The sequence below is a fragment of the Bacillus sp. 0102A genome (genome assembly GCF_036765155.1).
GTDB lineage: Bacteria > Bacillota > Bacilli > Bacillales > Bacillaceae > Bacillus > Bacillus subtilis_G.
The window spans coordinates 672,716-686,015 of sequence record NZ_JBAIZW010000001.1 but is presented as its reverse complement, the minus strand read 5'-3'; the positions used below and the strand labels follow the sequence as shown (position 1 = coordinate 686,015).

Here is a 13,300-nt window from a genome sequence, read left to right as displayed (position 1 = left end):
ACCCTGACAGATTAAGGTTAACAGCAAGGGGGCTCATTATGGAGTTTGTCATTGGATTATTAATTGTACTGCTTGCCCTGTTTGCGGCAGGCTACTTTTTCAGGAAAAAAATCTACGCTGATATTGACCGGCTGGAATCGTGGAAGATTGAAATTCTGAACCGGTCGATTGTGGAAGAAATGTCCAAAATTAAACATTTAAAAATGACGGGTCAGACAGAAGAGTTCTTTGAAAAGTGGCGTGAAGAATGGGATGAGATTGTCACAGCTCACATGCCGAAAGTTGAAGAGCTCCTTTATGATGCTGAGGAAAATGCAGACAAATACCGATTTAAAAAGGCCAATCAAGTGCTCGTTCATATCGACGACCTGCTGACCGCGGCGGAATCAAACATTGAAAAGATTCTGCGGGAAATCAGCGACCTTGTCACAAGTGAGGAAAAGAGCCGCGAAGAGATTGAACAGGTGAGAGAGCGCTATTCAAAATCGCGAAAAAACCTGCTGGCTTACAGCCACCTTTACGGGGAGCTTTATGACAGTCTTGAAAAGGATCTTGACGAAATTTGGAGCGGAATCAAACAATATGAAGAAGAAACAGAAGGCGGAAACTATATTACCGCACGAAAAGTGCTGCTTGAGCAGGACCGCAATCTTGAACGGCTTCAGTCATATATAGATGATGTGCCGAAGCTGCTGGCTGACTGCAAGCAGACGGTGCCCGGCCAGATTGCAAAGCTCAAGGACGGCTATCGCGAAATGAAAGAGAAAGGATATAAGCTTGAGCATATCCAGCTTGATAAGGAATTAGAAAATCTGTCAAATCAGTTGAAACGGGCGGAGCATGTCTTGATGACTGAGCTGGATATCGATGAAGCGTCCGCGATCCTGCAGCTCATAGACGAAAATATTCAATCTGTGTACCAGCAGCTGGAAGGTGAAGTCGAAGCCGGCCAATCTGTGCTAAGCAAAATGCCTGAATTGATCATTGCTTATGACAAGCTGAAAGAGGATGAAGAGCATACAAAGGCGGAAACTGAGCTGGTGAAGGAAAGCTACAGACTGACAGCCGGCGAGCTTGGCAAACAGCAGGCTTTTGAAAAGCGCCTTGATGAAATTGGCAAGCTGCTCTCCTCGGTTAAAGATAAGCTCGATGCAGAGCATGTCGCCTACTCACTCTTAGTAGAAGAAGTTGTTTCAATAGAGAAGCAGATTGAAGAAGTGAAAAAAGAGCATGCTGAATACCGTGAAAAGCTGCAAGCGCTGAGAAAAGAAGAGCTTCAAGCGAGAGAGACGCTCAGCAATTTGAAAAAAACAATTTCTGAGACAGCAAGACTGCTGAAGACAAGCAATATTCCAGGCATTCCGAGTCATATTCAAGAAATGCTGGAAAACGCGCATCATCACATTCAAGAAACAGTCAACCAACTAAACGATCTTCCATTAAATATGGAAGAAGCCGGAGCCCATTTGAAGCAAGCAGAAGAGATCGTCAACAGGGCAAGCCGGGAATCAGAGGAACTTGTCGAGCAGGTCATCCTCATTGAAAAAATCATTCAGTTTGGAAACCGGTTCAGGAGCCAGAATCATATTTTATCTGAACAGCTGAAAGAAGCGGAAAGACGTTTTTATGAATTTGATTACAGTGAAGCGTATGAAATTGCAGCATCCGCAGTTGAAAAAGCGGCTCCGGGTGCTGTTCAAAAAATAGAATCACAAAAGACTAAAGAGCATCAATATCAATAAAGTGTATACAAAAGGCCGAAGCATAAGTGCTTGGCCTTTTATATGTATTCAGAATATAAAAAAGCCTTTTTGGATTTAGATCCAAAAAGGCTTTTCGTTTTTACTAGTTGATATCAGCTGGTTTTTTATTCGAACTGATAAGAGAAATCAGATAACCGGCAATGCCTCCAATGATAGCAGGGATGACCCAGCCGAATCCTAAGCTGTAAAGCGGCAGCGTATTGCTGAGAACTTTATTTAAAGAACCGAGCGGAATGCTTGCGGCATTCAGGCCGTCGATAATACTGAAAATACCAGTGGCGATTAAACAAAGAATATATACTTCACGTCTGCCTTTAAATAATTTTTCAAGAAACGAAAGCAAAATGATAACAATTGCTAATGGATAAATAGCTGATAAAATAGGAACTGAGAATAAAATGATATTTGACAGCCCAAAGTTAGAAATAATAAAGCTGAACACAGTGACAATCGTTACAACGGTTTTATAAGATAAAGAAGGAATCAGCTTTGAGAAATAATTTCCGCATGAAGAGACAAGGCCGATGCTTGTTGTCAAGCACGCGAATAGGATAGCGACACCTAAAATGATATTTCCCAAAGACCCGAACAGGTGCTGCGATGATGCTGATAAAATTTTGCTTCCCGCACCAAGCAGACCGATAGATTCTGTGCTTGTTGCCCCTAAATATGCGAGTGAAACGTAAACAAGACCGAGTCCTGCTGCTGCAACAAGTCCCGCTTTAATACATACGGAAGCAACTGATTTACGATTGGTGATGCCTCTGTCCTTAACGGCATTAACAACGACAATTCCGAATACGATAGAAGCAAGTGCATCCATTGTTTTATAGCCTTCTAAAAATCCTTTAAACAATGATCCGGAAACATACGCTTCATGCGGTGACTGAATGTCCCCCATCGGCGTCACGATGCTTTTGATGACTAAAATTGCGATAACAGCAAGTAAAATAGGTGTTAATACCTTTCCGATCCGGTCAACAAGCTTTGTAGGGTTTAAAGCTAGGTAGTACGTAATAGCAAAGAAAATGAACGTAAACAGAAGAAGTGTGAGCCATGACGGCATGCCGTCTACAAAAGGTACAGCCGCAATTTCATAAGAAACAGTGCCTGTTCGCGGAATCGCAAAAAGCGGTCCGATTGTTAAATAAAGAACAACTGTAAAAATAGTTCCAAAGACCGGATGTGCTTTATCAGCAAGGCCTTTGGCATCCGTACCTGTTAATGCAACAGCGACAACACCTAAAAGCGGCAGGCCGACACCCGTCACGAGAAATCCTGCCATCGCTTTCCAAACATTTTCGCCGGCCGCTTGCCCAAGTTCCGGCGGAAATATCATATTTCCTGCGCCAAAGAACAAAGCAAAGAGCATAAGCCCGATGGCGATCGTTTCCTTGGCTGATAGTGATGATTTCATAACGTATAAATCCTCCTATTTCACTATGATAGAATATTCTGTCAATTAATTGTCAGATAATATGACGAAAGTAACAAATTTAATTATAGGTGAATGTATGAAGAAGTCAATAGTAATTTTATTTACTTTTTCAGCACTAATTTGTTATGGTAACATATAAAATTAGTTTTGTATGCTTTCATATTAAAGGAGTAAAAAGATGTTATATTTAGACAATAGTTCAACGACTAAACCGTACGATGAAGTCTTGAATACATATGAACAAACAAGCAGACGATATTTTGGAAATCCTTCATCTTTGCACCGGTATGGAGCTGAAACGGAACAGCTGCTTCAGGCAGCTAAACATCAGATAAAAAGGGCCTTAGGTCTAAAGAATTATGATATTGTATTTGCGTCAGGCGCTACAGAAGCTAATAATTTGGCTTTAAAAGGAGCCGCTTTGTCAAAAATAAAAGCAGGCAAACATATCATTGCCACTTCTATCGAGCATCCGTCTGTGGCGGAATCGTTAGAACAGCTGACAGAGTTATTCGGGTTTGACGTCACTTATCTTTCGGTGAATGAAGACGGATTTGTTTCAATTGAAGAACTGAAACAAGCCATCCGCCCGGATACCGTGCTTGTCAGCATGATGCATGTGAACAATGAAGTCGGTTCCGTGCAGCCGATTGAAGAGGCGGGGGAAGTGCTGAAAGAGCACCCGAACATTTTGTTCCACGTCGATTATGTGCAGGGGATCTATAAAGTGCCTTTGGCCATTGAAAAGGCCGGCATTGATCTTTGTTCGATTTCCGGGCATAAATTTCACGGCCTGAAGGGGACAGGCGCGCTTATCGTAAAAGAAGGGACACGCCTTATTCCGCTGATAACGGGTGGCTCTCAGCAAAAAGGCATTCGGGCCGGGACGGAACATATTGCGGGTGCGGTTTCGCTTGCCAAAGCCATTAATCTTGCCGCTGCCGATTTTGAAACGCGGCTTGACACGATGACTGCCGCAAAAGAATGGTTTATGAAAAAGCTGAGTGAAACTGAAGGCGTCGTTGTCAACACGCCGCAAATAGATAGTGCGCCGCACATTATTAATTTCTCTGTTCCTGGGATTAAAGCAGAGGTGCTTTTACACATGCTCGAAGAACAGGATATATTCGTCTCAACAACATCGGCCTGCTCAGCAAAAGAACATAAGCCCAGCAAAGTTCTCTTACAGATGGGCAAGGGAGAGCAAATTGCCGGAAGCAGCATCAGAATCAGCTTAAACTACAGCCAGACAAGCGATGTGGCAGAACCGTTTATGAACGCGCTTCGTCCCGGCATCAAAAAATTAAAGAAAATGATGAGGTAGAACATGAATTACGATCATATATTAATTCGTTTTGGGGAAATATCAACCAAAGGCAAAAACAGAAAAAGCTTTATTGAGCGCTTAAAGCAAAACGTCAGACTCGTTCTGAAAGACTATCCGAACTTAAAATACTTTTCCAATCGTGACCGCATGACGATTACATTAAATGGAGAAGATCCGGAGGCTCTTTTTCCTCTTTTAAAGCAGGTGTTTGGCATTCAAAGCTTCAGCCTGGCGATTAAGTGTGACAGCCGCCTTGATGCTATTAAGGAAACTGCTCTCCATGCTATTAAGGATCAGTATCAGCCTGGTGATACGTTTAAAGTCGCAACGAAGAGAGCGTATAAACAATTTGAGTTAGATACAAACCAAATGAACGCTGAAATCGGCGGCCATATTTTGAGAAATACAGAAGGATTGACGGTCGATGTCCGCAACCCTGACATCCCGCTCAGAATCGAAATCAGGGAGGAAGCGACCTTTTTGACGATTCGCGATGAAAAAGGTGCAGGCGGCCTGCCAGTCGGTTCAGCAGGCAAAGCAATGCTGATGCTTTCCGGCGGTTTTGACAGCCCTGTGGCCGGTTTTTATGCGATGAAACGGGGACTGTCGGTAGAAGCTGTTCATTTCTTCAGCCCGCCATACACAAGCGAGCGCGCAAAACAAAAGGTAATGGATCTGGCAAAATGCCTGTCCCGTTTTGGAGGAAGCATGACGCTTCATATCGTTCCGTTTACAAAAACGCAAGAGCTCATCCAAAAACAAATTCCTGAGAACTACACAATGACGGCAACCCGCCGCCTCATGCTTCAAATTGCCGACAGAATCCGAGAAAAGAGAAACGGACTTGCCATCATTACAGGAGAAAGCCTCGGTCAGGTAGCGAGCCAAACGCTTGAAAGCATGTATGCGATAAACGCGGTGACGTCAACTCCGATTTTGCGTCCGTTGATCGGCATGGATAAAACAGACATCATCGAAAAGTCACGGGAAATCGGCACATATGAGACAAGCATTCAGCCGTTTGAAGACTGCTGCACGATCTTTACGCCGCCAAGCCCGAAAACACGTCCTAAAAAAGAAAAAATTGAACACTATGAAAGCTTTGTTGATTTTGAGCCGTATATCCAAGAAGCGGTTGAAAACATTGAGACAATGACGCTGTATAGCGAACAAGAAGCAAACGATAAATTCGCGGAACTCTTTTAAGCAGCCGCAGCTTCTGTCTGTAATTACCAAAGTTTTTCTGTATGAAGCCATGTGTTTTAACACATTCTATACTCACAAGGAGGTGAGACACATGGCACAAAACAGTCAAAACGGTAACAGCAGTAACCAACTCCTAGTACCAGGAGCTGCTCAAGCCATCGACCAAATGAAATTAGAAATCGCTTCTGAATTCGGTGTAAACCTTGGAGCAGACACAACTTCTCGCGCTAACGGTTCTGTTGGAGGAGAGATCACAAAACGTCTTGTTTCTTTTGCTCAACAAAACATGGGCGGAGGACAATTCTAATTTACAATTTCACATAATGGCTTAGGAGTGGGGTTTTCCCCCACTCTTTTTCGTTTTTATATATATAAAAGGACCAGCGACCTATAAAAACATATGTTTATCGAGCTGGTTTTTAGGCAAATCCTTACGGGAAGAGCCTGTATTTATGTATAATGGGAGGAGAAAGTGAGGAGTTGTTCGTGTTAAAACGAGAAGATTTAATTGCCCCTATGCAATATAATTTAGTGAATGAAATTGAAAAATTCAGTGCCGCTGGACAAAAAACCGCTCTTCTATGGGAGGATGAGTCTGGCAAGCAAGAGTCTTGGTCATATGAAAAGCTGATGGAAGAAACAAATAAAATCGGAGCGGCTTTGGCTGACCTTGGATTTAAAAAAGGCGACAAGCTGATTGTAATGGTTCCGCGGGTGCTTGAAGCATATGCGGTTTATCTGTCTATCCTGAAATCAGGCATGGTTGTCATTCCGTGCTCCGAAATGCTTCGTGCGAAAGATCTTGAATACCGGATTGAACATGCAGAAGTGAAAGGCGCTATTGTCTATTCTGCGTTTATCGGCGCCTTCCGTGATGTCAGTACGGCTGACAAACTGATTAAGCTGTCTATTGGCGAAAACGAGGCCGGCTGGAAGAATCTCTTATCGATTGAAGCGGACGGAAGCCGATTCCAAACAGCTGACACAACAAGAGAAGATATGGCCTTCTTATCTTACACTTCCGGAACAACAGGTCAGCCTAAAGGTGTTGTACATACGCACGGTTGGGCATTTGCTCATTTAAAAACATCGGCCGGCGCTTGGCTTGATATTTCTGAAAAGGATACCGTCTGGGCAACTGCTGCACCAGGCTGGCAAAAGTGGGTATGGAGCCCGTTTTTAGCTGTGCTAGGCAGCGGAGCAACGGGTTTTGTGTACCAAGGCAGATTCAAAGCAGAAACATATCTAGAACTTTTAAGCCGCTACAAAATCAATGTCTTCTGCTGTACGCCGACGGAATACCGCTTAATGGCGAAGGTTGAAGGCTTGGACCGCTATGATCTTTCCGCCCTGCACAGTGCCGTTTCCGCAGGCGAACCGCTCAACCGTGAAGTCATTGATGTTTTTCAAAAGCACTTCGGCATTAAGGTGCGGGACGGATATGGCCAAACAGAAAGCACACTTTTAGTCGGTGTCTTAAAAGACATGGATATTAAACCAGGAAGCATGGGAAAACCGACACCGGGAAATCAGGTGGAGATCATTAATGAAGCCGGTGAAATTTGTAAATCTGGTGAGGTTGGCGATATCGCTGTCCACCTCAGCACGCCGGCGCTCTTTAAAGAATATTATAAAGACCCGGAAAGAATGAAAACACAAATTCGCGGCGATTATTTCCTAACAGGAGACAGAGCAAAAAAAGATGAAGAAGGTTACTTCTGGTTTGAAAGCCGAAACGACGATATCATTATCAGCTCCGGCTACACGATCGGGCCCTTTGAAGTGGAAGACGCGCTCGTTAAGCACCCCGAAGTAAAAGAATGTGCTGTTGTCGCAAGCCCTGATGAAATCAGAGGTTCCATCGTTAAGGCGTATGTTGTCCTGCAGGATCACGAAAAACGCAGTGATGAGCTTGTCAAAGTCCTGCAAAATCATGTGAAGACCATTACCGCTCCGTACAAATATCCTAGAGAAATTGAATTTGTGGAAAGCCTGCCGAAAACGGCTTCTGCAAAAATCAGACGAGTGGAATTAAGAAAACGTGAAGAACAGCTCAAAGCTAATAAAAAGGCGTAAAGAAAGAGAGTGGACGTGAAGTGAAGGCGATATGGCACGGCGGTTTCATTTATACGATGCTCGAAGAAGGCGATCGGACAGAGGCGGTTTATGTTGAGGATGGTGTCATAAAAGGCACCGGCAGCTATGAGCGTCTGAAGAAAAAATACGGGTCCCCGGACACAGAAGAAATCAGCCTGAACGGGGCAGTGATGTTTCCCGGATTTGTCGACAGCCATTTACACTTGATCGGCCACGGCGAGAAACAGCTTCAGCTCGATCTGTCTGCGCTGACGTCGAAAGAAGCTGTTTTACAGGCTGTCAAGGAAAGAGAGCGGCAGTATCCTGAAGGCGATTGGCTCATTGGAGAAGGCTGGAATGAAAATCAATTTGAGACACCGGACTATATGACCAAGCACGATCTTGATCGTTTATTTCCGGACAGGCCCGTCTTGCTTAAGCGGGTATGCCGGCATGCGATAACTGTTAATTCTGCGGCTCTTCAAGCGGCGGGGATTTCAAGAAACACTTCTGACCCTGACGGCGGAGTCATCGTAAAAGATGCAAATGGAGAGCCGACCGGGCTTCTGTTTGATAAGGCGCAGGATCTGATTCTGAAGGCTGTCCCGCCAGTCTCCCAGCACTATGTTGATGAGGCGCTCACAGCTGCGATAGAGGATTGCTGGACAAAAGGCCTGACGGGCGGACATTCGGAAGACTTGTCCTATTATGGTGATGTTTCGGTGCCGATGAAAGCTTATGAGAAAACTGCCGCTAGCGGAAAGTATCCGTTTCGCTGTCATTTGCTCGTTCATCATGAAGCGGTCGATCGATGGGAGCAGCTGGAGAAGCCGTCGGGCCCGTATGTGGAATTCGGTGCCATGAAAATATTTGCTGACGGGGCGCTTGGCGGGAGAACGGCTTTATTAAAAGAACCATATCAGGACGATCCAACCACTAATGGTGTTCAGGTTCATGATGATGAAACCCTTGGCCGGCTTATTCGAAAAGCGAGAGAAAAAGGCATGGAGGTTGCCGTTCATGCGATCGGCGATCTTGCGTTTGAAAAAGTGCTGAACGCAATTGAAAAGCATCCGCCCCGAAACGGCCGGCATGATCGGCTGATTCATGCTCAAGTGCTCAATGACGAATTAATTGAAAAAGCGGCACGTATGCCGATCGCACTTGATATTCAGCCTCATTTCGTCACCAGTGATTTTCCTTGGGTCATTGACCGTCTCGGAAAAGGAAGGATGAAAACTGCCTTTGCATGGAAAACGCTGATGTCCAAAGGTATTTTATGCGCGGGCGGCTCAGACGCCCCGATTGAGCCTGCTGACCCGCTTCTTGGCATCCAGTCCGCGGTGCTCCGAAAAAGCACCCATGAACAGAACGGGCCAAGCTATCATGAAAGCGAATGTTTAACGGTGTATGAAGCGATTGAGCTCTATACAGAAGGAAGCGCGGGGATCATTTATAAAGACAATTCACGCGGAAAAATTGCCGAGGGCTATGACGCGGATTTTACGGTTCTCAGCGATGATCCATTTGCAATTGACCCTGCACAGCTTCATCTTTTGGAGATTAAAAAAACCGTGATCAACGGCCAGATTGTATATGAGAAGTCATAAAAGGACAGGCGGCAGCCTGTCCTTTTCATTTTCTATAAAAAAGTACGCTTCACTTTCTCCCAAAATGAATTGTCCTTTAGTTTGACTGTTTTGATTTTTTTGTCAGACAGTTTGATTTCGATCGTTTTCACGTTTCTCGTACTGAGTGCTTCATTGTCCAAACCGATGATCGGGTGCTCATTGCCGTCTTGCATTACACGAAGGGTCAGCTTTCGGTCAGAGCTGAGGACAAATGGCGAGCCGAGTGTCCGATAGGTGTTATTGTTAAGGGATGCAAGCTCAGATACCTGTATGCATGGAAGCAGCGGGTCAACAACTGCTCCTGCGACAGACTTGTTATATGCGGTGCTGCCTGTCGGCGTTGAGATGATCATTCCGTCTCCTCTAAACGTTTCAAAGTGCAGATCATCAATCAGCACGTCCATCACAAAGGTTTTAATAATGCTTGAACGGATGGAAACCTCGTTTAAGCAGTGAAAAGGGCTGGCGTTATCCACTGTCACTTCAATCAGCGGATATTTTCTGACTTCTATTTGTTCAAACGTCATTGCATCGACCATTTTCCCATGATCATCACTATGAAAGTCGCAATATAAATGAGCTTTCCCCTTTTTGGTAATGCCGACGTACAAGCAATCGTCACGGAAATTCGTTTTTCTGACTGCTTGCAAAAATGTGCCGTCCCCGCCAATGCTTGCGATAATATTGGCGTCTGAGGGCTGATTCACAACCGTAAATCCATGCTCTTCAGCCAATTGTGTTAACGTGCTGGCTTGTTCGTTTGTTTTCTGGTCCTGTTTGTGAAAAAAATAAACATTACGGCGTTGATCGGTCATATCCCATTTCCCCTTTAGCTGTCATATTTAAGTTTTTCTGTCATTTAGTATTTGTGATAAAATACCTTTGGCCATAAGTGTACCACGTTTGGCGGCAGCCCGTTAAGCCAGAGCTTTCTCATTAATTGAAACATTTTTGATATTGAATCGTATTATGAGAGAGTTTGGGAAAAAGGAGGAGAAAAAAATGAATGCTAAAAGATGGATCGCATTAGTGATTGCCCTGGGGATTTTCGGCGTTTCCATCATCGTCAGTATCTCAATGAGTTTCTTTGAAAGCGTCAAAAGCGCTCAAACGGATTTCTCATCACTGACGGATGAATCGCAGGAAAAGACGCTGGAAAACGGCAGTCTCTCAAGTAAAATTGCCGTATTGGAGGTCAGCGGCACCATTCAGGATAATGGGGATTCAAGCAGTCTGCTCGGATCAGGCGGATATAACCACAGAACGTTCTTAAAAAACCTTGAGCGTGCAAAAGATGACAAGACAGTTAAAGGCATCGTTCTGAAAGTGAATTCTCCGGGCGGCGGAGTATATGAAAGTGCTGAAATACATAAGAAGCTGGAAGAGATCAAGAAAGAAACAAAAAAACCGATTTACGTGTCAATGGGATCGATGGCAGCATCAGGCGGCTATTACATCTCGACGGCGGCTGATAAGATTTTTGCTACCCCGGAAACCTTAACTGGGTCACTCGGCGTCATTATGGAAAGTGTTAATTATTCAAAGCTTGCTGATAAGCTCGGAATTTCTTTTGAAACGATTAAGAGCGGGGCCCATAAGGATATTATGTCTCCTTCCCGTGAGATGACGAAAGAAGAAAAGAACATCATGCAATCTATGGTTGATAATTCTTATGAAGGATTTGTTGATGTCATTTCTGAAGGCCGCGGCATGTCGAAAGCGGAGGTAAAGAAAATTGCGGACGGACGTGTGTATGACGGACGGCAGGCGAAAAAACTGAAGCTCGTTGATGAACTTGGTTTTTATGACGATACCATTTCAGCGATGAAAAAGGATCATAAGGATTTAAAAAACGCCTCTGTCATTTCTTACGAGGAAAGCTTAGGATTAGGCTCGCTGTTTTCCATGGGCGCCAACAAAATGTTTAAGAGTGAAATCGATTTTCTTAATATGAGAGAAATTCTTTCACAATCCGGTTCGCCGAGAATGATGTATCTCTATGCGAAGTAGGAGGGATCAATAATGGATGTGACATATGAAGAGTTTGAGCGCAATGACATCAAAGGCACGCAAGAAGCGGAGCAGCTGACACATGCTTATGCGGGCTTTTGGGTTCGTTTCTGGGCTTTCCTGCTTGATTGGCTCGTTGTATGGGGATTAAACCATTTACTTGTTTCTCCCCTCTTTACCGTATTGGATCTGCCGAAAACATCCGGCATGTTTACCTTCTCGGCCTACAGTGTGACTACGCTTGTAGTGTATCTTGCCTATTTTGCCCTGATGACAAAGTTCTTCAGGCAGACGCTTGGAAAAATGGTGTTCGGCCTCAAAGTGGTTTCTGTGAAGCCGGACCATAAGCTGACATGGAGTACAGTGATTTTTCGTGAAGTAGTCGGACGGTATATTGATAAGATTTGGATTTTATATATCGTCGTTGCTTTTTCACCTGCAAAACAGGGGATTCATGACTACATCGCGGACACGACTGTGGTGCATGAAAAACTATATCGCAAATAACCGATAAACCCGGACCTCGTCCGGGTTTATTTTTTTCTGGATTGGCGATAATGCTCCTAGAGGAAGTGAAGAATATGGTATATGTGCTGACAGCCATTCTTATTCTTATAGGTATCGTGCTGCTTCTCAGAATGAAAGTACATGTTGCGGTCGAGTATCTTCATGCCGAGGATAACGACAAACTGACCTTGAAGATTACAACGCTGTTTGGCCTGATCCGGGTCAAAAAATCAATCCCGGCCATTAAGGTGAACAAAGCTGACGGAACAGTTGACATCAAACAAAAATCAAAATCCAAAGTGAAAGAAAGCAGCAGCAAGCAAAAAATCACATTTGATGATGTGCACCAAAGTATCCAAAAAATCGAAATGCTTCTGCACCAGGTCAAAAATTTACGGAAAATCAGCGCGTCTTTTCTGGCGCATTTACACATCACAAAACTCGAATGGGTTACAATCGTCGGAATTCATGACGCAGCAGTAACAGGCGTGTTAACAGGCGCTGTATGGGGTGTGAAAGGCGGTATCGCTGCGATGCTGTATGAGCATCTGGATTTTGTGGAGAAACCCGTCTATGAAGTGATTCCGTCGTTTCAAGTCCCTGTCTCCAAGACCCATTTTCAGTGTATATTCTTTTTTCGCTTTGGACATGCTATGCTTGCAGCTTTCAAATTCGTCAAATACGGACGGAAGTTATCAGCATTAAAGAAGAATCCGTCGTCTCGAATGACTTCAAAGAATGATTCATCAGTTTAAGGAGGAAGCGTATATGGCAGACCATCCCATTCAAGGTTTAATGAAAACCGCAATGGAAAACTTGAAGGAAATGATTGATGTTAACACCATCATCGGAGACCCGGTGGAAACGCCGGATGGAAGCGTGATTTTAACGGTCTCTAAAGTTGGATTCGGATTCGCCGCAGGCGGAAGCGAGTTTGGCGGTAAGCCGGCAGAAAAGAAATCCGGAGACGATGAGACAAGAGAACAAAAACTCCCTTTCGGAGGCGGAAGCGGAGGCGGTGTGTCCATTACACCGATCGCGTTTTTAATTGTCGGATCGACCGGCATCAGAATGCTTCATTTAGATGAAAACACTCATTTGATCGAGAAAATTTTAGACGCAGCTCCTCAAACACTAGAGCGCATCCAGCAAATGTTTAAGAAAAACAACAAGAACCAAGGGCAAGGCCAAAATCAAAATCAAAACCAAAACCCAAATCAAATGAACAATATGAACAATATGAATTATTAAAGAAGGGTTAACTGCGGCCGCCGCAGTTAACTTTTTTTTGGCATAAACTTTGCAGTTTGCAGGAAACTTTACTATGATAGAGACATACATA

Annotated in this window: 12 protein-coding genes; 10 read left to right on the top strand and 2 right to left on the bottom strand. The window is 44.2% G+C overall.

Features of this window, described 5'->3' with window-relative positions; genetic code table 11:
- The first annotated feature begins 38 nt into the window (after positions 1 to 38).
- The gene (gene ezrA / locus V6D41_RS03790) at positions 39 to 1,742 is read left to right on the top strand and encodes a septation ring formation regulator EzrA (protein ID WP_333517326.1); all 1,704 of its coding nucleotides are present in this window, start codon (positions 39 to 41) and stop codon (positions 1,740 to 1,742) included.
- A 103-nt stretch (positions 1,743 to 1,845) separates the two neighbouring features.
- Here the strand turns inward: ezrA and brnQ are convergent, their stop codons facing one another.
- The gene (brnQ, locus tag V6D41_RS03785; RefSeq protein WP_333517325.1) at positions 1,846 to 3,180 is read right to left on the bottom strand and encodes a branched-chain amino acid transport system II carrier protein; all 1,335 of its coding nucleotides are present in this window, start codon (positions 3,178 to 3,180) and stop codon (positions 1,846 to 1,848) included.
- A gap of 199 nt (positions 3,181 to 3,379) precedes the next feature.
- On the opposite strand from brnQ, the gene V6D41_RS03780 reads away from it, so the two are divergent.
- The 5 genes from V6D41_RS03780 to V6D41_RS03760 all read left to right on the top strand — a co-directional run bounded on the left by V6D41_RS03780 (position 3,380) and on the right by V6D41_RS03760 (position 9,420).
- Positions 3,380 to 4,525, top strand: coding sequence for a cysteine desulfurase family protein (locus V6D41_RS03780; protein ID WP_333517324.1), 1,146 nt, complete (start codon positions 3,380 to 3,382; stop codon positions 4,523 to 4,525).
- 3 nt (positions 4,526 to 4,528) lie between these two features.
- The gene (gene thiI, locus V6D41_RS03775) at positions 4,529 to 5,734 is read left to right on the top strand and encodes a tRNA uracil 4-sulfurtransferase ThiI (RefSeq protein ID WP_148962343.1); all 1,206 of its coding nucleotides are present in this window, start codon (positions 4,529 to 4,531) and stop codon (positions 5,732 to 5,734) included.
- Between the two features lie 91 nt (positions 5,735 to 5,825).
- The gene (locus V6D41_RS03770; protein ID WP_010329658.1) at positions 5,826 to 6,041 is read left to right on the top strand and encodes an alpha/beta-type small acid-soluble spore protein; all 216 of its coding nucleotides are present in this window, start codon (positions 5,826 to 5,828) and stop codon (positions 6,039 to 6,041) included.
- Positions 6,042 to 6,220: 179 nt separating this feature from the next.
- Entirely contained in the window at positions 6,221 to 7,810 is a 1,590-nt protein-coding gene (gene mbcS / locus V6D41_RS03765; protein WP_333517323.1) for an acyl-CoA synthetase MbcS, read from the top strand.
- Between the two features lie 20 nt (positions 7,811 to 7,830).
- Positions 7,831 to 9,420, top strand: a complete 1,590-nt coding sequence (locus V6D41_RS03760; RefSeq protein ID WP_333517322.1) for an amidohydrolase — start codon at positions 7,831 to 7,833, stop codon at positions 9,418 to 9,420.
- 32 nt (positions 9,421 to 9,452) lie between these two features.
- On the opposite strand, the gene V6D41_RS03755 is transcribed toward V6D41_RS03760, so the two are convergent.
- Positions 9,453 to 10,256, bottom strand: coding sequence for an NAD kinase (locus V6D41_RS03755; protein WP_333517321.1), 804 nt, complete (start codon positions 10,254 to 10,256; stop codon positions 9,453 to 9,455).
- Between the two features lie 187 nt (positions 10,257 to 10,443).
- On the opposite strand from V6D41_RS03755, the gene sppA reads away from it, so the two are divergent.
- The 4 genes from sppA (at position 10,444) to ytfJ (ending at position 13,209) form a co-directional block, all read left to right on the top strand.
- Positions 10,444 to 11,451, top strand: a complete 1,008-nt coding sequence (gene sppA / locus V6D41_RS03750; protein ID WP_333517320.1) for a signal peptide peptidase SppA — start codon at positions 10,444 to 10,446, stop codon at positions 11,449 to 11,451.
- Positions 11,452 to 11,463: 12 nt separating this feature from the next.
- Positions 11,464 to 11,958 carry an RDD family protein gene (locus V6D41_RS03745; protein ID WP_333517319.1) on the top strand — a complete coding sequence of 165 codons (495 nt, stop codon included), beginning with the start codon at positions 11,464 to 11,466 and terminating at the stop codon, positions 11,956 to 11,958.
- Between the two features lie 74 nt (positions 11,959 to 12,032).
- Entirely contained in the window at positions 12,033 to 12,713 is a 681-nt protein-coding gene (locus V6D41_RS03740) for a DUF2953 domain-containing protein (protein ID WP_333517318.1), read from the top strand.
- Between the two features lie 13 nt (positions 12,714 to 12,726).
- Positions 12,727 to 13,209 carry a GerW family sporulation protein gene (gene ytfJ / locus V6D41_RS03735; protein WP_333517317.1) on the top strand — a complete coding sequence of 161 codons (483 nt, stop codon included), beginning with the start codon at positions 12,727 to 12,729 and terminating at the stop codon, positions 13,207 to 13,209.
- The last annotated feature ends 91 nt before the right edge of the window (positions 13,210 to 13,300 follow it).